Raw genomic sequence first — 21,792 nt, forward strand, 5'->3', positions numbered from 1 at the left:
CCGTGATGAAAAGCAAAACCATCCGCCGCTGGTCCTTCATCCACACCTGGACCAGCCTGATCTGCACTGTTTTCCTGCTGCTGCTCGCCCTCACCGGGTTGCCGCTGGTGTTCCATCACGAGATCGACCACCTGCTGGGCAACGAGCCGACGCTTGCGCAGATGCCGGCCGACACGCCGCAGCTCGATCTGGAACAACTGGTCGCCAAGGCCCAGGCCCATCGACCGGGCGAGGCCATGCAATACCTGGCCTGGGACGAGGACGACAAAAACGGGGTGATCGCGATCATGGCGGCGACGGCCGGCACCGAGCCCAATTCGTCGCACACTTTCATGCTTGACGCGCGCACCGGTGAATCGGTGGACATGCCGTCGGCTAATGGCGGCTTCACGCTGTTCGTGCTGCGCCTGCATGTGGACATGTTCGCCGGCCTGCCGGGCAAGCTGTTGCTGGCGTTCATGGGCGTGCTGTTTGTGCTGGCGATTGTCTCGGGCACGGTGCTGTACCTGCCGTTCATGCGCCGCTTGAAGTTCGGGATGGTGCGCCAGGATAAATCCACGCGCCTGCGCTGGCTCGACCTGCACAACCTGCTCGGCGCGGTCACCCTGACCTGGGCCCTTGTGGTGGGCGTAACCGGCGTGATCAGCGCCTGCGCCGACCTGATCATCGCCGCCTGGCGCACCGACAGCCTCAGCGCCATGATCGAACCCTACAAACACGCCCCGCCGCTGACGCAACGCGCACCGGCCAGCGAGTTGCTGAACATTGCCGCCAGGGCCGCGCCGGGCATGCAACCGGACTTCATCGCTTTCCCCGGTACGCGTTTTTCCAGCGAGCACCACTACGCCGTGTTCATGAAGGGCAGCACGCACCTGACCTCGCACCTGCTCACCCCGGTCCTGATCGACGCCCGTACCTTGGCCGTGACCGCCATTGCCGAGCGGCCGTGGTACATGGACGCCATGGGCATGTCGCAGCCGTTGCACTTCGGTGACTACGGCGGCATGCCGATGAAAATCCTGTGGGTATTCCTGGATGTGCTGACCCTTATCGTGCTGGGCAGCGGCGTGTATCTGTGGATCGTGCGGCGCAAGGCGGGCAAGGCATGAAACCGCGCCAGTCGAGTTTCTGGAAGGTGTTTGCCGTACCGCTGGGGATCGGCCTGCTCAGCGCGGCCGGGCTGTTTGCGGCGCTGTTGGGGGATGGGCTGTGGGACGTTTTGAGCTGGCTGGGGTTGGGGGTTCCTGCAGTGATTGGCGCCTGGGGGTTGTTGGGGCGGCGCGGCTGATGAGACCCGCAAAAACACCACAATCCCCTCGCCAGCCATCGCCCAACCTTCTAGGCTAGGCCCCAGTCCATTTCGAGGAATGCCCATGTCCACGCCCAGCATGACCTTGTTCCACAACCCCGCTTCGCCCTTCGTGCGCAAAGTCCGTGTGCTGCTGATCGAGACCGGCCAGCAGGATCGCGTGGCGCTGCACAACTGCGTGCCAACGCCTGTCAGCGCGGACGCCGAGGTGGTGCAAGGCAACCCTGTCGGCAAAATCCCGGCCCTGCGCCTGGCCGATGGCAGCATGCTGCATGATAGCCGGGTGATCCTTGATTACCTCGATCACCAGCACGTCGGCAACCCGCTGACGCCTCGCGACGGCTCGGCCCGTTGGCGCCGCCTGACCCTGGCCTCGATGGCCGACGGCATCCTGGATGCTGCCGTGCTGACGCGCTACGAAGTCGCTCTGCGCCCGGTGGAAAAGCACTGGGCTGCATGGCTGGATGAACAACGCAACAAGATACGCCGCACCCTCGACGAGCTGGAACACGAGGCAACGGCCGAGCTGACCAGCCACTTCGACATCGCCGCCATCAGCGTGGCCTGTGCACTGGGCTACCTCGATTTCCGCCATGCGGACCTGCAATGGCGGGCGAATAACCCCAAGCTTGCGCAGTGGTATGCCGAGGTCAGCCAGCGTCCTTCGATGCTGCAGACCCAGCCACCTGCCTGACATTCTGTGGCGAGCGGGCTTGCCCTAATGCCGTTGAGTTAAGCGCAGATTCCCTGTGGCGAGCAGGCTTGTCCTGCGTTGGGCTGCGCAGCAGCCCCACAACCAGGCGCTGAGCCGTATCAGGCTCACCGCGTTTTGCTGGAGTGGGCGCGCTTCGCACCCCAACGCGGGGCAAGCCCGCTCGCCACAGCAGCGTGTTGATCCTGCTCACCAACTGGTCCCTTAACTGTTGATCCTCGCGCAAGCCCATCATGGCTGAGCCCCCTTGCGTCGGCCCACGCCGTACCAATCCAGTTTTCGCGTCAGCACCATCACCGTGCCGAGCAGGGCGAACAGCAGCAGTGAGCCCATCAACAGCGCATAATCCTCGGCGCTGAGCAGCCCGTACAACAGGCCATACAGTGCCGCCAACCCCGCCGAAAACCCCAGGCCATGGGCAACGCTGCGCAGCACATGACACACGTAAAACCCGATCAACAGCACACAGGCACTCGCCGAGATCAGGTAGGCCAGGGCGAACCCCAGGTGCTCGGCCAACGACAGCAGCAGCAGGTAAAAGAAGGCCAGGGCCGCGCCCACCAGAGCGTACTGGATCGGGTGCACTGCCAGGTTCTTCAGCACTTCGAACAGGAAGAAGGCGCCAAAGGTCAGGGCGATGAACAGCAACGCGTATTTGATCGCGCGGTCGCTCTTGAGGTACTGGTCTACCGGGTCGATGAAGTTCACGCCGAAGCTGCGGTTGTTGAAGTCGTCACAGGCCTGGCGGTCCAGGCAGGTCTGCAGGGCCTGCTCAAGGTTAGTGGCGAAAAACGAGGTCTGCCAGTGGGCGGTAAAGCCCTTGTCCGTAACGTTCCTTTGCGTCGGCAGGAAGTTGCCGATAAAGCTGGGGTGCGGCCAGTTGGACGCGAGTGACACCTGGCTGGTCTTGCCTACTGGCACCACTTGCAACTGCTCGGTGCCTTGCAGGCGCAGGTCAAAGGCGAACTCCAGCGCGGCGGGCTTGTGGCTGTCCAGCGCCGGCAGCGCCACGTGCACGCCCTCCCCCAGCCAGTCAACCTGGGAGCCCGGCGCGAATTCAAGGCGCTGGCTGCCCAGTTCCAGTTTCAGCGCATTTTCGATGCCGCGAATATCGCTGACACCCACCGCCAGAAACGCCGGCTCAAAGCGGTAATCGGCAAAATGCTCAGTAATGCCCAATTGCTCTGGCAACTCGAAACGCCCGCTGATGCGGTTATTGGCATGGAACAGCCGCGCCTGGTAAATGCCCCGTGCACGCAGTTCGGTCTGCACCTGACCGTCGAGCTCAAAACGCTCAGGCAGGAAATACAGACGGCCGCGTTCTTCACGGGTTTGTTCGTAGCGTTGATTGAGTTTTTCATTGAGCTTCCACTCGCGCACGGTCCTGCGATACGGCACTACCATCACCGGCCCGGTGAGGCGCTGTGCGTAACTGGAGCTGCGGGCGATATCTGTCAATACGTCGTCGCGCCTCTGCTGGCGGTCACTGATGATGCCGTTGATCATCAGCAGCGGAATCAGCAACAGCAACATCAACAGCGCAATGGCGCCAAGTTTGAAAAGCAGGCTGCGGTTCATCGGGGCTCTCCCTGTTTTGGATGGGCAGAGCGTGAAACCCGCATGTGGGCGATTTATGTGGGCATCGTGGAGACTGTGTGGAGATGCAGCACCACTTGCACGCCGCCCGGCACATTGCCGATGTCCATGGCGCCGCCGTGCAGCTTCATCACTTCCTCGACAAAGTTGAGGCCCAGGCCGGTGCTTTTGCGTCCGCTGGCCGGGCGCGGCAGCGAGTAAAAGCGCTCGCTCAGGCGCGGCAGTGCGTAGTCAGGAATCGGCTGCGCCTGGTTGAACAGACTGACGTCTACATCGTGATGCAGCACCTGCGCGCTGAACCTCAGCGTGCCGCCCGCCGGGGTGAAATCCAGGGCGTTATCCAGCAGATTGCCCAGGGCCTGGCGCAACAGAAAGGGCTCGCCGAACACCTGCACATCCGCCGCAATGGCCTGCTCGACTTGCAGCCCGGCCCCTTCGATACGCGCGCATTGCGCCTTGAGCACCTCATCGACCAACGCGGCCAGCGAGATACTCGCCTGCTCGTCCAGCCCCTGGCGCTGTTCGACCTGCGCCAGATTCAGCAGGCGTTCGATCAACTGCTGCAGGCGCGCGCTTTCACTGTCGATATTGCCGACGAAGCGCTGCTGCTGCTCGCGGCTCATGTCGCCCTGCAACAACTCCGCAGCGCCGCGAATCGCCGCCAGCGGGCTTTTCAATTCGTGGGTCAGGGTGTGCACGTAATGCTCAACGTACGCCTTGCCTTCCAGTTGCGTGCGCATGTGCTCTACGGCGGTGGACAACTGCTTGAGCTCACCGCCACGATAATGCGGCAACTCGGCGCGGCGTCCTTCGCTGACCGCCTCGGCATAGGCGGTGAGGCGCCGCAAGGCAGCGCTCAGCCACCACGACAACAACGCGCCGAGCAGCAGGCCGAGAACCACCAGCCCGGCGCCGTACCACAGCAAGCGGCGCTCGGTGCGGTCGACATAGGGCTGCAATGAGCTGTTGGGCTTGGCCACGGTGACCACGCCGATGATCTGGCCGTTGTCGCGGATCGGCGCGCCCACGTGCATCACCGACGAGGCCGGGTCGTCGGGGTCGCTGCGGGTGGAACGCGCGCCGTACTCGCCGCGCAGGGTCAGGTACACGTCGTTCCAGCGGGAATAGTCCTGGCCCAGCGCTTGCCCCGTGGAGTCGAGCAGCACACGGCCCTGGGCGTCGGTCACGTAGATGCGGTGGTTGACCTGGTTTTTCGGCAGGCCCCAGATGGTCGCGCCCGGTTGGCGGCTGCCGTAAGCCTTGAGCAGTTCGGGCCAATGGCTTTGGCCGAGGGTGCCGTTCTGCACGTCATTGCGCAGCACTTCGGCCAGCAGGTTGGCGGTGTCCACCAGGGTTTCCTCGGTGGACTGACGCACGCCGGGGCGAATTTCGTTCATGACGGTACTGAGCACGAAATAACCGGTAAGGCCGATAAACAGCGCATACACCAGGAAAATCCGCAGCCCCAGGCGCATCAGCTGTTGCCGGGGCTGTAGCTGTAGCCGAGGCCGCGATGGGTCTGGATCGGCTCGGCCTGCGCCGCCACGCTGCGCAATTTGCTGCGCAGGCTTTTGATGTGAGTGTCGATATTGCGCTCGTAGCCGGCGTCGGCGGGCACGCCCACCGCGTCCAGCAGTTGCTCGCGACTGAATACCCGCTCGGGCTGTTCCAGCAGGCTCTGCAGCAGGCGGAATTCATGGCGGGTCAGGCTCAGGGGCTGGCCGCGATAGGTGATCTGCATGCGCTCCAGATCGATCTGGAACACCGCCGGTGCCACCACCGGGCCGACCCGCTTGAGAATCGCCCGCACCCGCGCCGCCACTTCACGCGGGCTGAACGGCTTGACCACGTAGTCGTCGGCGCCGATCTCCAGCCCCACCACCCGGTCGATCTCGCCATCCCGGGCGCTGAGGAACATCACCGGCACTTCGCTGAAACGGCGCAGTTGCTTGCAGGTTTCAAAGCCGCTGATGTCCGGCAGGCCAATGTCGAGAATCACCAGGTCGGCCGGGGTCTGGCGCTGATGCGCAAGCGCCGCCTGGCCGAGGGTCAGCCAGGTGGTGGTGAACCCTTCGCCCTGCAGGGCGAAGATCAGCGTATCGGCAATTGCGGCTTCGTCTTCGACAATCAGGATGTGCGCCATGGCGGTCCGTCAGCAGTCCGGTTTATCGGCAGTGTAGCGCCGCGCCGGGTTCACCGCCGCGCCGAATTCGCGCAAGGCCTTGGCGCCGATCAGCAGCGGATAGTTGAAGCTGCTGCGGTCGGTGAGGTTGACCTCGACAGTGCGTTTGACGTCGCCCAGGCACATTTCCAGGTCAATCACCGGGCGTTTGGTCACGCTGGACTCGTCCTTGTCGTCATCCTCGTCGGCGCGGCTCTTGATTTTGCTGATGCGCGCAACCTTGTGCTCGTAGACCTTGTTCGACGCGTCCTGGCCGCCGAGGCGAAAGCGCACCCAGTCGTCGCCGTCACGGGTGAAGGTCTGGATGTCGCGGGCCGACAGCGAGGCGGTGAGCGCACCCGTGTCCATCTTGGCCTTGAAGGTCTCGCCGATCTCCGGCAACTGGATGTATTCGTAGCGCCCGTAGAGGGTCGGTTCGGCGGCCATGACGGGCAGGGCAACCAGGGTGAACGCGGCAAGGAGCAATTTCACGGCGTGATTTCCTCGAAAGAAGGTGGGCGGATTCTAGACCGCAAACCCGGCACTTAGTTGGATGACCGAGCATAGCGTGCCCGGTGTGAAACATTCGTCGGGCGATTTGCGATTTGGCCTGCGGACGTTGCTTGCTTATGATGAGCGGCCCACAGGAATTCCAAGAGTTGCTTATGCGCCGCCTGCTCACCGGCTGTTGCGTCACGTTGCTGCTGTTGCTCAATACGCTGATCCTGATCGGCCCGTTGCTGGTGTTCGCGCTGCTCAAGCTGGTCGCGCCAGGACGCTGGCGCGACCATGCCTCGGCGGCGGTGATGTGGATCGCCGAGACCTGGGCCGAGATCGACAAGCTCATTTTCTCGCTGTGCATCCCGACCCAATGGGACATTCGCGGCGGCGCCGACCTGCGACGTGACACCTCCTACCTGGTGATCAGCAATCACCAGTCGTGGGTGGATATCCCGGCCCTGATCCAGGCACTCAACCGGCGCACGCCGTTCTTCAAGTTTTTCCTGAAAAAAGAACTCATCTGGGTGCCCTTCCTGGGCCTGGCCTGGTGGGCGCTCGACTACCCGTTCATGAAGCGCTACACCAAGGCGTTCCTGGCCAGGCACCCGGAGCTGGCGGGGCAGGACCTGAAGATCACCAAAGAGGCGTGCGAACTGTTCAAGCGCCAGCCGGTGACGGTGGTCAATTACCTGGAAGGCACACGGTTCAACGAAGCCAAGCGGGCACAGCAGGCGTCGCCGTTCAGCCGCCTGCTCAAGCCCAAGGCGGGCGGCGTGGCGTTTGTGCTGGCAGCGATGGGTGAACAGCTGGACGCGATCCTCGACGTGACCGTGGTCTATCCACAGCAAAGGATCCCCGGATTCTGGGACTTGATCAGCGGCGGCGTGCCAACGGTGATCGTCGATATCCGCACCCGCGAGCTGGATCCGGCGTTGTGGCAGGGGGATTACGAGAACGATCCGGTGTTTCGCCAGACCGTCCAGAACTGGGTCAACCAGCTCTGGAAGGAGAAAGACGCGCGCATCGAACAGCTGCGCGCGCAGCAGGTTTAGCTGCCGGTGCCCCAGGCCTGGGCCAGCTTGCCCAGTACCGAGCCGTTGGCCCCCTGACTGCCCAGGTATTGCAGGATCACTGGCGCAAACTGGCCGATCATCCCGCTGTCCATGCCCAGGGCGCTGAACGCCGTGTTCAGGTCATTGGTGTTTTTCACGTTGCCCAGCAGGCCGTCCAGGCCGCGGGTCTTGCTGCCGCCGCTCTGGCCGAGCATCCCGCTCAAGGCCCCGAGGCTGCCCAGTGCATTGTCGCCGGACAGCTTGTCCAGCCCCGGCACGCTCTTGGCCAATTGCGAATAGTCGTTGCCGCTCAGTTGGTTTTTGGCCAGGCCCAGCATGGCGCCGGTGCCGCCAACGGCCTGTTCGGGGGTAACGTTGAGTTGCGAGGTGAGTGCGCTTAGCAAACCGGCCGTCTCGGACGACGGTGCGGCGGCAGCGGCCTTGTTGTTGCCACCCTGCATGCCGGAAATCGCATTGGCCGCATCACCCAGGCTGAACCCTGCGGCAAACACCGGGGCCGCTACCAGGGTCATCAGGCAGGAAAAAGCGAAACCGCGTGAAATCTTCATCGAAACAACCTCTGCAGGTGGGGGGTGAAAGCAGGTGTTGGACTGGCGATGACAGGGCTTGTTCCCAACCGCATCCGAAACGCTGCGGCCTGCGTATAGCACTGACAGGCCGCCTCGGAGCTGGATGGAATGACTGCGCAAATTGAATTACCCTCTGCCCACCGTGCGCAGTCCCGTCGCCCTCGTTCGAGAGCCTGGAGAAAACCCATTACGCTGACCGATGCTGACCCATTACGCCCGCTGCTGGCCCAATGCGCCCTGGGCAACCGCCAGGCGTTCGAAACTCTGTACCGCAGCGTTTCGCCGCGCCTGCACGGGGTAGCCTATCGCTTCATGGGCCGTTCGGACCTCGCCGAGGAGGTCTTGCAGGAGGCCTTCGTGCGCATCTGGTACAACGCGTCGCGCTACGAGCCACACCTGGCGGCGCCCATGACCTGGATGGTGAACATCACCCGCAACCTGGCCATCGACCACTTGCGCAAACGCCGTGAGCAGCCTCTCGCTGATGGCCAGCAGGACGCCCTACTCGACGACAGCCCCAGCGCCCACGACCAGCTCGACAGCGAACGCAACGCCCGCGCACTCAACCGCTGCCTGGACACCCTCGACGGCATGCAGCGCCAATCGATCACCATGGCTTACTTTCGAGGCCTGTCGTGCTCGGAGCTGGCCGAACACCTGGCGGCCCCCCTGGGCTCGGTCAAATCCTGGATTCGTCGCGGCATGGAGCGCCTGCGCAGGTGCCTTGAATCATGAACTACCACACCACCGCCCTGCGCCGCGCCCTGGCCGCCGACTACGCAATCGGCCTTATGCCCGCCACCGCCCGTCGCCGCTTCGACGCCCTTCTGCTCAACGATGCCGCGCTGCGCGCAGAGCTTGGGCATTGGCAGGAGGCGCTTGCCAGCCTCACCGGCAGCCTGCCCGAACGCGCAGTGCCCGATCACGTGTGGGTAAGCATCCAGGCGCGGATCGAGCCGCAGCGGGTGCACGTACCGGCAAAAAAACCGTGGTGGATGAAGGTGCGCCTGCTGGCTGCCGCATGCGCCTTGATCGCGGCAGTGTTGACCGGCGTGCTCTACCAGCGCGACACGGGCCTTGCATACCGCACCACGCTGGTCGCCGCCGACCAGCAGCCGGCGTTGCGGATCGACACGTTTGCCGATCACCTGCAGGTTGAACCACTGGCCCTGGCCGCAGTGACGCCTGCGCAGGCATTGGAATTATGGGTTATTCCAGCGGGTGGCAAACCGATCTCCCTGGGGTTGGTGCCGACTGCAGGCAAGGGCAGAATTCAGCTGAGCGAGGCGCAGCAAACGCTGCTCCAGGCCCCGGCCACCCTCGCTGTCACCCTCGAACCCGAAGGCGGTTCACCGAGTGGCCAACCTACCGGACCAGTGCTATATAAAGGCCAATTGGCATCACTCTGACGAAGATCGCCGACGATGGGTTCAGGAACCCATCGTCATTGGTAAGGTCCATGCACTGACTACAAAATTTGTCAGGAAGAGACTTATGACTGCGATCCAACCCCCAGTGATTGAGCACAAGCCTCCATTCTGGAGCCGCCCGCGCCTGTTTATCGGCGCCTGTGTCGTCGTGGTGGCCGGTGTCGGCGGCGCGCTCTACACCAAAGACAGTGTCAAATCCGCCGCCACCCTGGTGACCACCGCCCAGCAGCCGGCCGCGCAGATCATGGCGCACAAGGATTACCTGGAAGTGCAGCCGATTGCCGCCACGGCACCGGCGCCCGACCAAAGCCTGGAACTGTGGGCCCTCCCCGAAGGCGGCACGCCCGTTTCCCTGGGGCTGTTGCCCGAGGACGGCAAAGGCATCATCGGCCTGAACCCGCGCCAGCAGGAAACCATCAGCAAACCAGTGGAGTTGATGGTGAGTTCGGAAACCAAGGGCGGTTCGCTGAGCAAGCAACCGACAGGCCCGACGGTGTACCAGGGTGCACTGGCTACCCGCTGACTCAAATCTATAGAACACAGCAGAACCCATGGAGGGGGCTTGCCCCCGATGGCGGTGGATCAGCTACAAGTATGCTGACTGACACTGTGCTATCGGGGGTAAGCCCCCTCCCACATTTGAACCTCATCGGCTGGGTGACTTGCTCGTGGCGCAGGATTGCGTTTGTAGCTCGGCGTTCGTCCACATGGCAACACGGGTTTGACTACCCGATTGAAACAACGTCGTCCTCCAGGACTTTGCCCTGCTCTGCGCCATTCCACTGCGCGATGGCTGTGATCTGCTGGATGTGATCAGCCGACGCCTACAGGCCTAAACACCAGAAACAAAAGGGCGACGCTATGTCGCCCTTTTCTATACCGGCACACGCAATCCTGGTGATTCCAACCACAACGAGATTTGCAATAAACAGACTAGCTTCAGTAACTAACCATTATAAAAAACTGTTAATTCTCACAGTATCCAGCGTCAACGTGCCTGCTTAGCATTCAGACTCCTCCTCGCAAATCACTATTAAGGATTAGATATGAGTTATAAATTCGCCGTAGGAATGCTGGCTGCTTGTGTATTGGCCGGAGGCGCTCATGCATCTGATATCAAGGACTGCCCGGCGCCTAGCACCATTAAATCTCAAGCATTTCAGGAAACCATAAACCACAATAGCGTCGACGGTTTCAAATACACCGCCAAGAGCGGTGGCAAGGAGTGGACGGGCCAAACAGGTGGCACTAAAGATGATTACCTGGCAGCTAAATATGAACTTAAAGCAGAGACGTTCAATGTAGTGAATGGAAAACTGCGCTGTGACTACGGCGGCAAAACGCTGGTAGAAAATGGTGAAACTGCTATTCCTAATCTACGACTCACAGCACCGCAATAATTAATAAGGGCGACTTTGCGGTCGCCCTTATCACTTCCCTTTTATTTACGCCGCACTGAACAGCTTGTGCGGATCGATCACAAACTTCTTCGGCACACCTGAATCGAACTCGCCGTACCCACGCGGCGCGTCATCCAGGCTGATGACCTGCACGCCGACAATGTCGGCGATGTTGATGCGGTCCCACATGATCGCCTGCATCAGTTGGCGGTTGTACTTCATCACCGGCGTCTGCCCGGTGTGGAAGCTGTGGGATTTGGCCCAGCCCAGGCCAAAGCGAATGCTCAGGCTGCCCATTTTCGCGGCGGCGTCCACCGCGCCAGGGTCTTCGGTCACGTAAAGGCCCGGAATACCGATCTTGCCCGCCACGCGCACCACGCCCATCAACGAGTTGAGCACGGTGGCCGGCGCTTCGGCCTTGACGCCGTCATGCCCGTGGCCGCGCGCTTCGAAGCCCACGCAGTCAACCGCGCTGTCCACTTCGGGCTCGCCCAGCAGTGCGGCGATCTGTTCGTGCAGCGGGGTGTCGGTGGACAGGTCGGCAATTTCGAAACCCTGAGCCTTGGCGTGCGCCAGGCGCACGGGGTTGACGTCGCCGATGATCACCACCGCCGCGCCCAGCAGGCGCGCGGAGGCCGCAGCAGCCAGACCGACCGGGCCGGCACCGGCGATGTACACGGTGCTGCCTGGGCCAACGCCGGCAGTGACGGCGCCGTGGTAGCCGGTCGGCAGGATGTCGGACAGGCAGGTCAGGTCGCGGATTTTCTCCATGGCCTTGTCGCGGTCCGGCAGTTTGAGCAGGTTGAAGTCGGCGTACGGCACCAGCACGTATTCAGCCTGGCCGCCGGTCCAGTCGCCCATGTCGACATAGCCGTAGGCGCCACCGGCACGGGCCGGGTTGACGGTCAGGCACACGCCGGTGTGTTGTTCCTTGCACGAGCGGCAGCGGCCGCACGCCACGTTGAACGGCACGGAAACCAGGTCGCCGATTTTCAGGTTCTCGACGTCGCTGCCCTTCTCGATCACTTCACCGGTAATTTCGTGACCGAGCACCAGGCCGGTCTGAGCGGTAGTGCGGCCACGCACCATGTGTTGGTCGGAGCCGCAGATATTGGTGGAAACCACGCGCAGGATGACGCCGTGTTCAATCTTCCTGCCACGGGGGTCCTGCATTTTGGGATAGTCGATTTTCTGTACTTCGACCTTGCCGTTGCCGAGATACACGACACCACGATTACCAGACATGCTTTCACCTCGCTGTTGTTTTTATGGAACTGCGTTGCCCTTGGGGCAGCGCGTTAAGTGCTCGGATTACAGATGCTGTTTCTTGTGTTGCTTGTAAGGGCCTCATCGCAGGCAAGCCAGCTCCCACAGTGGATCGGGTTCACACACCCGGAATGTGGGAGCTGGCTTGCCTGCGATAGCGATCTAGAGAACGACGGTGCGATTGGCATTCAAGAACACCCGTCGCTCAATGTGATACCCCACCGCGCGCGCCAACGTCAGCCCTTCGATGTCCCGCCCCTTGGCAATCAAGTCCTCGGGATAGTGGCTGTGGTCCACCACCTCCACGCCCTGGGCGATGATCGGGCCTTCATCCAGATCATTGTTGATGTAATGCGCCGTGGCACCGACCAGCTTCACCCCCTTGTTGTACGCCTGGTGATAAGGCTTGGCACCCTTGAACCCCGGCAGCAATGAGTGATGAATATTGATCGCCTTGCCGTCCAGCTTGCGGCACAGCTCCGGCGACAGCACTTGCATGTAGCGCGCAAGGATCACCAGTTCCGCGCCCGTCTCCTCAATCACCTGCCACACCTGACGCTCCTGGGACGGTTTGTCGTTGGGGTCGAGGGGGAAATGGTAGTAGGGAATCTGGTGCCAGTCGGCCAACGGCTGCAAATCAGGGTGATTGGACACCACCGCGACCACGTCCATCGACAGCTGACCGATGCGCTGGCGGTACAGCAGGTCGTTGAGGCAGTGATCGGCCTTGGACACCATGATCACCACTTTTGGCCGATAGTTCGGCGCCGTCAGCTCGAAGATCATGCCAAAGGCTTCACCACGCGTGGCCAGGCCATCGCGGAAACCCTGCTCGTCAAAGCCGTCTGGCTGGCGAAATTCCACCCGAATAAAAAATCGTCCCGAGAGGCGATCATCGAACGAATGGTGCTCGGTGACGTAGCAGCCCTGTTCGAACAGGTAGCGGGTGACCGCGTCCACCGTGCCGAGCACGCTGGGGCAGTCGGCAGTCAAAATCCATGTATCGGGTGCGCGGCTCATGGTTTATTCCTCAGGCGTGAACACTCAGGCCGAACTCGGCCGAGGCATCCTGCAGCCACAACCACCAGTAATCCGAGAAGCTGCGACGAATCAGCAGCTCCCAGGTGTCTTCTGCCGTGTGGCGGATCACCAGTTGCGACTTGGCGAACACCGTGCCCACCGCCTTGCCCACGGGGAAGTTGTTGGGGTGCACGTCGTAGCTGGTGGACTTCATCAGCACGTCGCGCACGTTCGGGCCGCTCAGTTCGAGAATCTGCTGGCCGCCGCTGACGTTGACGATCTGGATATGCAACTCGCCCAGGGCGGCGCGCAGGTTCTGTTCGGCGGCGAATTCTTCACCGCTTGGCACGATGAGCAACCACTCATCCGGGCCGAGCCATTGCAGGCTGGTTTCGCCCTTGATGATCACTTGCAGGGCGCCGGGCAACTCGATGCCCAGAGCCTTGTGCACGCCGGCGGCGAATGCGGCATCGTGGCCGTCACCACGAATGGTCAGGTGGCCGAGGAGTTTCTTTTCGCGCACGGTCACGCCGGCATTGTTACGGCCCTTGCCCACCAGGCTGGCGAGGTCGGCATGGTGCAGCGACGACTCGGCCTTGGCACCGGTGGTGGGGCGTTGTTGGTAAACGTTGGCTGCTGTCATAAAGCACCTGTTTGAATTCTGTAAGTCTTGCAGTGACTGTTCGGGCCTCATCGCGGGCAAGCCCGGCTCCCACATTTTTGAATTGCGAACACATTCAAAATGTGGGAGCTGGCTTGCCTGCGATGCAGGCACCGCGGCCTATCAGATGTTCTGCCGATCCCCTTTCGGATCAAAGAACACCGAAGACACAATCTCCGCCTCGATCACGCTGCCATCCGCCTGCGGCGAGAACACCCGCTCGCCGATGCGCTTCAAGCCGCCCTTGACCACACCCATGGCAAACGAATAACCCAGGGAGTTGTGTGCATAACTTGAGGTGACGTGGCCGACCATTTTCATCGGGATCGTCTGCTTGGCATCCAGCACAAGCTGCGCGCCTTCAGGCAGCCACACGTTCGGATCAATCGGCTTGAGCCCCACCAGTTGCTTGCGCTCTTCACGCACGCAGTCCTCACGGTTCATGCCGCGCCAGCCGATCCACGAGAACGGTTTGGTGCGCCCTACGCACCAGCCCATGTTCAGGTCGTCCGGCGTCATCGAGCCGTCGGTGTCCTGGCCGACGATGATGAAACCCTTCTCGGCGCGCAGTACGTGCATGGTCTCGGTGCCGTACGGGGTCAGGTTGTACTTTTTCCCGGCCTCGACGATTTTTTCCAGCACGCCCATGGCGTAGTTGGCCTGTACGTTGACTTCATACGACAGCTCACCGGTAAACGAGATACGGAACACCCGTGCCGGCACGCCGCCCACCAGGCCTTCCTTCCAGGTCATGAACGGGAAGCCGTCCTTGTCCAGGTCGATGTCGGTCACCTCACTCAACAGCTTGCGGCTATTGGGGCCGGACAAGGTCATGGTCGCCCAGTGGTCGGTAACCGAGGTGAAGTACACCTTGAGGTCCGGCCATTCGGTCTGCTGGTAAATTTCCAGCCACTGAAGAACGCGGGCCGCGCCGCCGGTGGTGGTGGTCATCAGGAAGTGGTTATCGGCCAGACAGGCAGTCACGCCGTCGTCGAAAACCATGCCGTCTTCCTTGCACATCAGGCCGTAGCGCGCCTTGCCCACGTCGAGCTTGGTCCACGCATTGGTGTAGATGCGGTTGAGAAACTCGCGGGCATCCGGGCCTTGAATGTCGATCTTGCCCAGGGTAGACGCGTCCAACAGGCCGACGCTGTCGCGCACGGCCAGGCATTCACGCTTTACCGCCGCGTGCAGGTCTTCACCGTTGCGCGGGAAGTACCACGGGCGTTTCCACTGGCCGACGTCTTCAAACTCGGCGCCGTTCTTCACGTGCCAGGCTTGCAGCGCGGTGTAGCGCACCGGCTCGAAGATGTGCCCACAGTGGCGCCCGGCGATGGCGCCGAAGGTGACCGGCGTGTAGTTGGGGCGGAACATGGTGGTGCCCATCTGCGGGATGGTCACGTTCAGCGAGCGCGCGGCAATCGCCAGGCCGTTGACGTTACCCAGCTTGCCCTGGTCGGTGCCGAAGCCCAGCGCGGTGTAGCGTTTGACGTGCTCGACCGACTCGAAGCCCTCGCGGGTCGCCAGTTCGATGGCGGCAGCGGTGACGTCGTTCTGCAGGTCGACAAATTGCTTGGGCGCCCGTGCAGTGGCTTTGTCGTGGGGCACCTGGAACAGCGCCAGAGTCGGCTCTTCCAGACGGCTCAAGGCTTTGGGCAAGGTGCCTTCCACCGGCGCAAACCCGGCTTCGCTGGCCGCGCGCACGCCGCCTTCAAAACCGTCGGCCAACGAATCGCCAAGACCATAGACGCCATTGATACCGCCCACGCACACGCGTTTCTGCGGTGCTTCGCCCGGCACGAAACCGAGGATGTCTTCGCGCCAGGTCGGCTTGCCGCCCAGGTGCGAGGCCAGGTGCACCACCGGGCTGTAGCCACCGGAGCTTGCGACCAGATCACAGTCCAGCCATTCGCCGGGGCTGCTGACTTTGTGCGCTTTCACATCAATCGCGGCCACGCGGGCAGCGGTGACGTGCTTGCTGCCACGGGCCTCGATCACGGCGCTGCCGGTGAGGATACGAATGCCCTTGGCGCGGGCTTCTTCCACCAGCGCGCCGCGTGGGTTGTGGCGCGCATCGGCCACGGCGACTACTGTGAGGCCGGCGTCGAACCAGTCCAGTGCCACGCGGTAGGCGTGGTCGTTGTTGGTCGACAGCACCAGTTTCTTGCCCGGTGCCACGCCGTAGCGGCGCACGTAGGTCGACACCGCACCCGCGAGCATATTGCCCGGCACATCGTTGTTGCCGTACACCAGCGGACGCTCACACGCACCGGTGGCCAGCACCACGCGCTTGGCACGTACACGGTGAATACGCTGACGCACCACGCCGATCGGCGCGCGGTCACCGAGGTGGTCGGTGAGGCGTTCGTGAATGGTCAGGAAGTTATGGTCGTGGTAGCCGTTGACCGTGGCGCGTGGCAGCAGCACCACGTCCGGCAGGGCTTTGAGCTCGGCGATGACGCTGGCGACCCATTCTGCAGCCGGCTTGCCGTCGAGGCTTTCGCGCGAATCGAGCAATGAGCCGCCGAACTCTTCCTGCTCGTCGGCGATGATCACGCGGGCACCGCTGCGCGCAGCCGCCAGTGCAGCGGCCAGGCCGGCAGGGCCTGCGCCCACGACCAGCACGTCGCAGTGACGGTTGACGTTGTCGTAGGTGTCCGGGTCGTTCTCGGTCGGCGAGCGGCCAAGGCCAGCCGCCTTGCGGATGTACTTCTCGTAGGTCATCCAGAACGATTGCGGGTACATGAAGGTTTTGTAGTAGAAACCCGGCGGCATCAGCTTGCCGCCGACCTTGCCGAGAATGCCCATCATGTCGTTGTTCACGCTCGGCCAGCCGTTGGTGCTGGTGGCGACGAGACCCTGGTACAGCGCCTGTTGCGTGGCGCGCACGTTAGGGATTTGCGTGGCTTCGGTGGCGCCGATCTGCAGCACCGCGTTCGGCTCTTCGGCGCCGGCGGCAAAGATGCCGCGAGGGCGCGAATACTTGAAGCTTCGGCCGATGATGTCGACGCCATTGGCCAGCAGGGCTGCGGCCAGGGTGTCGCCTTCAAAGCCCTTGTAGCTCTGGCCGTTGAAGGTAAACGTCAGGACCTTGTTGCGGTCGATGCGGCCACCGTTGGACAGGCGATTGATCTGGCTCATACCTTCTCTCCAGAGGCCTTGGCGGTGAATTGTGGCTGCTCACCGATCTTGTAGGTTTCAAGGATTTCGTAGGTCACGGTGTCGCGGGTGGCGTTGAAGTACTGACGGCAACCGGCGGCGTGGATCCACAACTCGTGGTGCAGGCCACGGGGGTTGTCACGGAAGAACATGTAGTCGCCCCACTCGGCATCGGTGCAGGCGTTCGGGTCCAGCGGGCGCGGGATGTGCGCCTGGCCGGACGCGTGGAATTCCTCTTCGGAGCGCAGTTCGCCACAGTGAGGACAGAAGATATGCAACATAGGGGATTTCTCCTGTTAGTGGGCGACGGCCGCAGCGCCGTGTTCGTCGATCAGCGCACCGTTGTGGAAACGGTCGATGGAAAAAGGTGCGGCCAGCGGGTGCATTTCACCCTTGGCCAGGCTGGCGGCAAACACGTTGCCTGAGCCTGGGGTGGCCTTGAAGCCGCCCGTACCCCAACCGCAGTTGAAGAACATGTTCGGTACCGGGGTCTTGGAGATGATCGGGCAGGCGTCCGGCGTGGTGTCGACGATGCCGCCCCACTGACGGTTCATGCGCACCCGCGACAGCACCGGGAACATCTCGACGATGGCCTGGATGGTGTGTTCGATCACCGGGTACGAACCGCGCTGGCCGTAGCCGTTGTAGCCGTCGATACCGGCGCCGATCACCAGGTCGCCCTTGTCGGACTGGCTGATGTAACCGTGCACGGCGTTGGACATGATCACGCTGTCGATAATCGGCTTGATCGGCTCGGACACCAGTGCTTGCAGCGGGTGGGATTCGACTGGCAGACGGAAGCCCGCCAGCTTGGCCATGTGCCCGGAATTACCTGCGGTCACTACACCGACGCGCTTGGCGCCGATAAAGCCCTTGTTGGTTTCCACGCCGATGCACACACCGTTTTCCTTGCGAAAGCCGATCACTTCGGTCTGCTGGATCAAGTCCACGCCGAGTGCGTCAGCCGCACGGGCAAAGCCCCACGCCACGGCATCGTGACGGGCCACGCCGCCGCGCCGTTGCACGGTGGCGCCCAGCACCGGGTAGCGGGTGTTTTTTGAGCAGTCGAGGTACGGAATCTCGTCGGCCACTTGTTTGGCGTTGAGCAGCTCGCCGTCCACGCCGTTGAGGCGGTTGGCGCTGACGCGGCGCTCGGAATCGCGGATGTCCTGCAGGGTGTGGCACAGGTTGTAGACGCCACGCTGGGAGAACATCACGTTGTAATTCAGGTCCTGGGACAGGCCTTCCCACAGTTTCATCGCGTGTTCGTACAGGTGCGCCGACTCGTCCCACAGGTAGTTGGAACGCACGATGGTGGTGTTGCGCGCGGTGTTACCGCCGCCCAGCCAGCCTTTTTCGACCACGGCCACGTTGGTGATGCCGTGTTCCTTGGCCAGGTAGTAGGCGGTCGCCAGACCATGCCCGCCACCGCCGACGATGATCACGTCGTAGACCTTTTTCGGGGTCGGCGTGCGCCACATCTTCTGCCAGTTTTCGTGATGGCTGAGGGAGTGCTTGAAGAGGCCGAAGCCCGAGTAGCGTTGCATAGTCATTACTCCAAAACCGCGCTCAGCGATAAACCGGGAAATCAGCGCACAGGGCAGACACGTGCTTGGCCACGTTGGCCTCGACGTCGGCATCGCCGAGGTTGTCGAGGATGTCGCAGATCCAGCCGGCCAACTCGACACACTGCGCAACCTTGAAACCACGCGTGGTCACCGCCGGGGTGCCGATGCGCAAGCCCGAGGTCACGAACGGCGACTGCGGGTCATTCGGCACGGCGTTCTTGTTGACGGTGATGTGGGCGCGACCGAGGGCGGCATCGGCGTCTTTGCCGGTGAGGCCCTGACGGATCAGGCTGACCAGGAACAGGTGGTTGTCGGTGCCTCCGGACACTACATCGTAGCCGCGTTTGATAAACACGCCGGCCATGGCCTGGGCGTTGTCGATCACTTGTTGCTGGTAGACCTTGAAGCCAGGCTCGGCCGCTTCCTTGAAGCACACCGCCTTGCCGGCGATCACGTGCATCAGCGGGCCGCCCTGGGCGCCAGGGAATACGGCGGCGTTGAGTTTCTTCTCGATGGCTTCGTTGGCCTTGGCCAGGATCAAGCCGCCACGTGGACCGCGCAGGGTCTTGTGAGTGGTGGTGGTGACCACGTCGGCGTAGGGCAGCGGGTTTGGATACAGGCCGGCGGCGACTAGGCCGGCGACGTGGGCCATGTCGACGAACAGCAGCGCGCCGACTTTGTCAGCAATGGCGCGGAAGCGCGGGAAATCCAGGGTCTTGGAGTAGGCGGAGAAACCGGCCACGATCATTTTCGGCTGACACTCGACGGCCAGGCGCTCGACTTCGTCGTAGTCGATCAGGCCGGTGTCGGTGTTGATGCCGTACTGCACCGCGTTGTACAGCTTGCCCGAAGACGACACTTTGGCGCCGTGGGTCAAGTGACCGCCGTGAGCCAGGCTCATGCCCAGGATGGTGTCGCCGGCATTGATCAGCGCCAGGTACACGGCGCTGTTGGCGGACGAACCGGAGTGTGGCTGCACGTTGGCGTAATCGGCGCCGAACAGCTGCTTGGCGCGCTCGATGGCCAGGGCTTCGACCTTGTCCACATGCTCGCAGCCGCCGTAGTAGCGCTTGCCCGGGTAGCCTTCGGCGTATTTGTTGGTGAGGCCGCTGCCTTGAGCTTGCATCACACGTTTGCTGGTGTAGTTCTCCGACGCGATCAGCTCGATATGATCTTCCTGACGCTGCTCCTCGGCATTCATCGCCGCCAACAGTGCGTCGTCATATCCCTGGATCTGGTCTTGTTTGCTGAACATCGCGTCTCTCCCAGCCTTTCGTATTGTTGAGGCCCGTGCAGGGCCCTTTGATGCGATGGTAGGGCTGGGGCGTGCAGGTCAAATGCCTGCGCACGCCACGCAAAGGTGCGTTTACGACATGGCCGGAACAACACCGGACAAATGTAGGCGAGGGTTAGGCGATAGTCTGGCGGACGAGTAGCAGCAGGAAGAAATGCAGGGGATAGAGGGTGTACGCCCAGCGGCGCATGGCGGGTGGCGAGGTGCTTGTGGCATGTCGTAATAAGACCAATCCCGCCAATGGCGCAATCAGGCATGCAACCAACCCCATTAACGCCACCGGCGTGCCGCTATTGATCAGAATTTGCCATTGATTGGCGGCGACACAGACCAACCCTGGCAACACGCTGAAATACCATGGCCGACTGAAGACCAGCAGCAGCGCCAACGGCAGTAATACACCGAAGAAGCCGAACATCAATTGCATGGAAAACACCGCCGCGACAATGAGCGCGATCATCGCCAATCCTCGATCAACCAGCGCCTTCTGCTGCCATCCCCGGGCAACCAGCAAGCCCAGCGCAAGGGTGGGCAGCACGTTCAGAGTATCGGCATCGTCGATGAACAGACGGTACGGCACTTCGCTGATCACGCTGAACAGCAGCAGCCAGCCCAGATAGCGCCAGGAGCCGGTCACCACGGCATTACGCGTACGGTGCAGGTTCGCCGCAATCGCCAGGCAAAACCACGGGAACGCCAGGCGTCCCGGCACATACAGCCCATCCAGACTCAAACCGACGTAGCGCAGGTGGTCGAGTACCATGCTCAGCAGCGCCAGCCACTTGAGCAGATCCAGGCTGCCATCACGGACGCGTCCGACAGGCGTAGTGTGAGTACCGTGCATAATTCCCCAGCGACTTTGCATTTACAGCGCGTGCGCACCCCGGCCGATGTTGGGTAAAGTGCGCACCAACATCGACCACAGGAACGGGCCATGACCGACAAGAGCCAACAATTTGCCAGTGACAACTATTCCGGCATCTGCCCGGAAGCCTGGGCCGCCATGGAACAAGCCAACCAGGGCCATCAGCGCGCCTACGGTGATGATGAATGGACCCATCGCGCCGCCGACGGTTTCCGCAACCTGTTCGAAACCGACTGCGAAGTGTTCTTTGCCTTCAACGGCACCGCCGCCAACTCGCTGGCGCTGTCGTCCTTGTGCCAGAGCTACCATAGCGTGATTTGTTCGGAAACCGCCCACGTCGAAACCGACGAATGCGGCGCGCCGGAGTTTTTCTCCAACGGCTCCAAGCTGCTCACCGCGCGTACCGAAAACGGCAAGCTGACCCCGGACGCGATCCGCGAGATCGCCCTCAAGCGCCAGGACATTCACTACCCCAAGCCGCGCGTGGTCACGCTCACACAAGCCACTGAAGTGGGCAGCGTGTACACCCCCGACGAAATCCGTGCCATCAGCGCCACTTGCAAGGAACTGGGCCTGAACCTGCACATGGACGGCGCACGCTTCGCCAACGCCTGCGCCTTCCTCGGCTGCTCACCGGCCGACCTGACCTGGAAAGCCGGGGTGGACGTGCTGTGCTTTGGCGGCACCAAGAACGGCATGGCGGTGGGTGAGGCGATCCTGTTCTTCAACCACGCACTGGCCGAAGACTTCGACTACCGCTGCAAACAGGCGGGCCAGCTGGCGTCGAAAATGCGCTTTCTCTCCGCGCCCTGGGTGGGCTTGCTGGAAAACGACGCGTGGCTCAAGCACGCCCGTCACGCCAACCACTGCGCGCAGCTGCTGAGCAGCCTGGTGGCGGATATTCCCGGCGTGGAGTTGATGTTCCCGGTGCAGGCCAACGGCGTGTTCCTGCAACTCTCGGAACCGGCGATTGCGGCGCTGACGGCCAAGGGCTGGCGGTTCTACACCTTCATCGGCAAAGGTGGCGCACGGTTTATGTGTGCGTGGGATACCGAGGAAGAGCGTGTGCGTGAATTGGCTGCAGACATACGCGAAGTCATGAACGCCTGAGAACCAATGTGGGAGGGGGCTTGCCCCCGATAGCAGTCTTTCAGTCAATGCATCAGTGAGTGTTCCACTGCCATCGGGGGCAAGCCCCCTCCCACATT

Annotated in this window: 22 protein-coding genes; 9 read left to right on the top strand and 13 right to left on the bottom strand. The window is 62.3% G+C overall.

Annotated elements, in window-relative coordinates; genetic code table 11:
* Window positions 1–5: 5 nt before the first annotated feature.
* The 3 genes from H045_RS18545 to H045_RS18555 all read left to right on the top strand — a co-directional run bounded on the left by H045_RS18545 (window position 6) and on the right by H045_RS18555 (window position 2,003).
* Window positions 6–1,109 (top strand): PepSY-associated TM helix domain-containing protein, encoded by a 1,104-nt coding sequence (locus H045_RS18545; protein WP_015373125.1) that lies wholly within the window; start codon window positions 6–8, stop codon window positions 1,107–1,109.
* A complete protein-coding gene (locus H045_RS18550) occupies window positions 1,106–1,288 on the top strand; it encodes a hypothetical protein (protein ID WP_015373126.1) in 183 nt (60 codons plus the stop codon). The genes H045_RS18545 and H045_RS18550 overlap by 4 nt, the downstream gene beginning before the upstream one ends.
* 85 nt (window positions 1,289–1,373) lie before the next feature.
* Window positions 1,374–2,003, top strand: a complete 630-nt coding sequence (locus H045_RS18555) for a glutathione S-transferase (protein WP_003238049.1) — start codon at window positions 1,374–1,376, stop codon at window positions 2,001–2,003.
* A gap of 249 nt (window positions 2,004–2,252) precedes the next feature.
* On the opposite strand, the gene creD is transcribed toward H045_RS18555, so the two are convergent.
* From creD to rloA2, 4 genes are read right to left on the bottom strand one after another with little or no spacing between them, the layout of a single operon-like run.
* Complete coding sequence (creD, locus tag H045_RS18560) at window positions 2,253–3,599, bottom strand: cell envelope integrity protein CreD (RefSeq protein ID WP_015373127.1); 1,347 nt, start codon at window positions 3,597–3,599, stop codon at window positions 2,253–2,255.
* 53 nt (window positions 3,600–3,652) lie between these two features.
* The gene (creC, locus tag H045_RS18565) at window positions 3,653–5,092 is read right to left on the bottom strand and encodes a two-component system sensor histidine kinase CreC (protein ID WP_003238053.1); all 1,440 of its coding nucleotides are present in this window, start codon (window positions 5,090–5,092) and stop codon (window positions 3,653–3,655) included.
* Window positions 5,092–5,760, bottom strand: coding sequence for a two-component system response regulator CreB (gene creB / locus H045_RS18570; protein WP_003238055.1), 669 nt, complete (start codon window positions 5,758–5,760; stop codon window positions 5,092–5,094). Before creB ends, creC begins: the two co-directional genes overlap by 1 nt.
* A gap of 9 nt (window positions 5,761–5,769) precedes the next feature.
* Entirely contained in the window at window positions 5,770–6,270 is a 501-nt protein-coding gene (rloA2, locus tag H045_RS18575; protein WP_003238058.1) for a retropepsin-like aspartic peptidase RloA2, read from the bottom strand.
* A gap of 173 nt (window positions 6,271–6,443) precedes the next feature.
* On the opposite strand from rloA2, the gene H045_RS18580 reads away from it, so the two are divergent.
* Window positions 6,444–7,331, top strand: a complete 888-nt coding sequence (locus H045_RS18580) for an acyltransferase (RefSeq protein ID WP_015373128.1) — start codon at window positions 6,444–6,446, stop codon at window positions 7,329–7,331.
* Here the strand turns inward: H045_RS18580 and H045_RS18585 are convergent.
* Entirely contained in the window at window positions 7,328–7,900 is a 573-nt protein-coding gene (locus H045_RS18585) for a DUF2780 domain-containing protein (protein WP_015373129.1), read from the bottom strand. The genes H045_RS18580 and H045_RS18585 overlap by 4 nt on opposite strands.
* Window positions 7,901–8,029: 129 nt before the next feature.
* Between H045_RS18585 and H045_RS18590 the strand changes: the two genes are divergently transcribed.
* The 4 genes from H045_RS18590 (at window position 8,030) to H045_RS18605 (ending at window position 10,751) form a co-directional block, all read left to right on the top strand.
* Window positions 8,030–8,656 (top strand): RNA polymerase sigma factor, encoded by a 627-nt coding sequence (locus H045_RS18590; protein ID WP_015373130.1) that lies wholly within the window; start codon window positions 8,030–8,032, stop codon window positions 8,654–8,656.
* A complete protein-coding gene (locus tag H045_RS18595) occupies window positions 8,653–9,330 on the top strand; it encodes an anti-sigma factor (protein ID WP_015373131.1) in 678 nt (225 codons plus the stop codon). The genes H045_RS18590 and H045_RS18595 overlap by 4 nt, the downstream gene beginning before the upstream one ends.
* 85 nt (window positions 9,331–9,415) lie before the next feature.
* Window positions 9,416–9,874, top strand: coding sequence for an anti-sigma factor domain-containing protein (locus tag H045_RS18600; RefSeq protein ID WP_003238069.1), 459 nt, complete (start codon window positions 9,416–9,418; stop codon window positions 9,872–9,874).
* Between the two features lie 523 nt (window positions 9,875–10,397).
* Window positions 10,398–10,751, top strand: coding sequence for a hypothetical protein (locus H045_RS18605; RefSeq protein ID WP_015373132.1), 354 nt, complete (start codon window positions 10,398–10,400; stop codon window positions 10,749–10,751).
* A gap of 45 nt (window positions 10,752–10,796) precedes the next feature.
* Here H045_RS18605 and fdhA read toward each other — a convergent pair whose 3' ends face one another.
* From fdhA to H045_RS18645, 8 genes are all read right to left on the bottom strand, one after another.
* Window positions 10,797–11,996 (bottom strand): formaldehyde dehydrogenase, glutathione-independent, encoded by a 1,200-nt coding sequence (gene fdhA / locus H045_RS18610; protein ID WP_003234428.1) that lies wholly within the window; start codon window positions 11,994–11,996, stop codon window positions 10,797–10,799.
* Window positions 11,997–12,179: 183 nt separating this feature from the next.
* The gene (gene purU / locus H045_RS18615) at window positions 12,180–13,037 is read right to left on the bottom strand and encodes a formyltetrahydrofolate deformylase (protein WP_003234431.1); all 858 of its coding nucleotides are present in this window, start codon (window positions 13,035–13,037) and stop codon (window positions 12,180–12,182) included.
* A gap of 10 nt (window positions 13,038–13,047) precedes the next feature.
* Entirely contained in the window at window positions 13,048–13,680 is a 633-nt protein-coding gene (locus tag H045_RS18620) for a sarcosine oxidase subunit gamma (protein WP_003234433.1), read from the bottom strand.
* Window positions 13,681–13,821: 141 nt separating this feature from the next.
* Window positions 13,822–16,839 (bottom strand): sarcosine oxidase subunit alpha, encoded by a 3,018-nt coding sequence (locus H045_RS18625; RefSeq protein ID WP_015373133.1) that lies wholly within the window; start codon window positions 16,837–16,839, stop codon window positions 13,822–13,824.
* Window positions 16,836–17,138 (bottom strand): sarcosine oxidase subunit delta, encoded by a 303-nt coding sequence (locus H045_RS18630; RefSeq protein WP_003234437.1) that lies wholly within the window; start codon window positions 17,136–17,138, stop codon window positions 16,836–16,838. The genes H045_RS18625 and H045_RS18630 overlap by 4 nt, the downstream gene beginning before the upstream one ends.
* Before the next feature lie 15 nt (window positions 17,139–17,153).
* Window positions 17,154–18,404 carry a sarcosine oxidase subunit beta gene (locus H045_RS18635; protein ID WP_003234439.1) on the bottom strand — a complete coding sequence of 417 codons (1,251 nt, stop codon included), beginning with the start codon at window positions 18,402–18,404 and terminating at the stop codon, window positions 17,154–17,156.
* Window positions 18,405–18,426: 22 nt separating this feature from the next.
* Complete coding sequence (gene glyA, locus H045_RS18640; RefSeq protein WP_003234441.1) at window positions 18,427–19,680, bottom strand: serine hydroxymethyltransferase; 1,254 nt, start codon at window positions 19,678–19,680, stop codon at window positions 18,427–18,429.
* Between the two features lie 154 nt (window positions 19,681–19,834).
* Window positions 19,835–20,563, bottom strand: a complete 729-nt coding sequence (locus H045_RS18645) for a TraX family protein (RefSeq protein ID WP_015373134.1) — start codon at window positions 20,561–20,563, stop codon at window positions 19,835–19,837.
* Between the two features lie 90 nt (window positions 20,564–20,653).
* Here H045_RS18645 and H045_RS18650 point away from each other — a divergent pair, with 90 nt between their 5' ends.
* Complete coding sequence (locus tag H045_RS18650) at window positions 20,654–21,694, top strand: threonine aldolase family protein (protein WP_003234444.1); 1,041 nt, start codon at window positions 20,654–20,656, stop codon at window positions 21,692–21,694.
* Window positions 21,695–21,792: the final 98 nt, after the last annotated feature.

This window comes from Pseudomonas poae RE*1-1-14 (assembly GCF_000336465.1).
Classification (GTDB): domain Bacteria; phylum Pseudomonadota; class Gammaproteobacteria; order Pseudomonadales; family Pseudomonadaceae; genus Aquipseudomonas; species Aquipseudomonas poae.

What these genes read in the sequence shown, in the direction of transcription:
- H045_RS18545 (WP_015373125.1), top strand. Translation starts at nt 6, where the DNA reads ATGAAAAGCAAAACCATCCGCCGCTGGTCCTTCATCCACACCTGGACC.
- H045_RS18550 (WP_015373126.1), top strand. Translation starts at nt 1,106, where the DNA reads ATGAAACCGCGCCAGTCGAGTTTCTGGAAGGTGTTTGCCGTACCGCTG.
- H045_RS18555 (WP_003238049.1), top strand. Translation starts at nt 1,374, where the DNA reads ATGTCCACGCCCAGCATGACCTTGTTCCACAACCCCGCTTCGCCCTTC.
- creD (WP_015373127.1), bottom strand. Translation starts at nt 3,599, where the DNA reads ATGAACCGCAGCCTGCTTTTCAAACTTGGCGCCATTGCGCTGTTGATG.
- creC (WP_003238053.1), bottom strand. Translation starts at nt 5,092, where the DNA reads ATGCGCCTGGGGCTGCGGATTTTCCTGGTGTATGCGCTGTTTATCGGC.
- creB (WP_003238055.1), bottom strand. Translation starts at nt 5,760, where the DNA reads ATGGCGCACATCCTGATTGTCGAAGACGAAGCCGCAATTGCCGATACG.
- H045_RS18580 (WP_015373128.1), top strand. Translation starts at nt 6,444, where the DNA reads ATGCGCCGCCTGCTCACCGGCTGTTGCGTCACGTTGCTGCTGTTGCTC.
- H045_RS18585 (WP_015373129.1), bottom strand. Translation starts at nt 7,900, where the DNA reads ATGAAGATTTCACGCGGTTTCGCTTTTTCCTGCCTGATGACCCTGGTA.
- H045_RS18590 (WP_015373130.1), top strand. Translation starts at nt 8,030, where the DNA reads ATGACTGCGCAAATTGAATTACCCTCTGCCCACCGTGCGCAGTCCCGT.
- H045_RS18595 (WP_015373131.1), top strand. Translation starts at nt 8,653, where the DNA reads ATGAACTACCACACCACCGCCCTGCGCCGCGCCCTGGCCGCCGACTAC.
- H045_RS18600 (WP_003238069.1), top strand. Translation starts at nt 9,416, where the DNA reads ATGACTGCGATCCAACCCCCAGTGATTGAGCACAAGCCTCCATTCTGG.
- H045_RS18605 (WP_015373132.1), top strand. Translation starts at nt 10,398, where the DNA reads ATGAGTTATAAATTCGCCGTAGGAATGCTGGCTGCTTGTGTATTGGCC.
- fdhA (WP_003234428.1), bottom strand. Translation starts at nt 11,996, where the DNA reads ATGTCTGGTAATCGTGGTGTCGTGTATCTCGGCAACGGCAAGGTCGAA.
- purU (WP_003234431.1), bottom strand. Translation starts at nt 13,037, where the DNA reads ATGAGCCGCGCACCCGATACATGGATTTTGACTGCCGACTGCCCCAGC.
- H045_RS18620 (WP_003234433.1), bottom strand. Translation starts at nt 13,680, where the DNA reads ATGACAGCAGCCAACGTTTACCAACAACGCCCCACCACCGGTGCCAAG.
- H045_RS18625 (WP_015373133.1), bottom strand. Translation starts at nt 16,839, where the DNA reads ATGAGCCAGATCAATCGCCTGTCCAACGGTGGCCGCATCGACCGCAAC.
- H045_RS18630 (WP_003234437.1), bottom strand. Translation starts at nt 17,138, where the DNA reads ATGTTGCATATCTTCTGTCCTCACTGTGGCGAACTGCGCTCCGAAGAG.
- H045_RS18635 (WP_003234439.1), bottom strand. Translation starts at nt 18,404, where the DNA reads ATGCAACGCTACTCGGGCTTCGGCCTCTTCAAGCACTCCCTCAGCCAT.
- glyA (WP_003234441.1), bottom strand. Translation starts at nt 19,680, where the DNA reads ATGTTCAGCAAACAAGACCAGATCCAGGGATATGACGACGCACTGTTG.
- H045_RS18645 (WP_015373134.1), bottom strand. Translation starts at nt 20,563, where the DNA reads ATGCACGGTACTCACACTACGCCTGTCGGACGCGTCCGTGATGGCAGC.
- H045_RS18650 (WP_003234444.1), top strand. Translation starts at nt 20,654, where the DNA reads ATGACCGACAAGAGCCAACAATTTGCCAGTGACAACTATTCCGGCATC.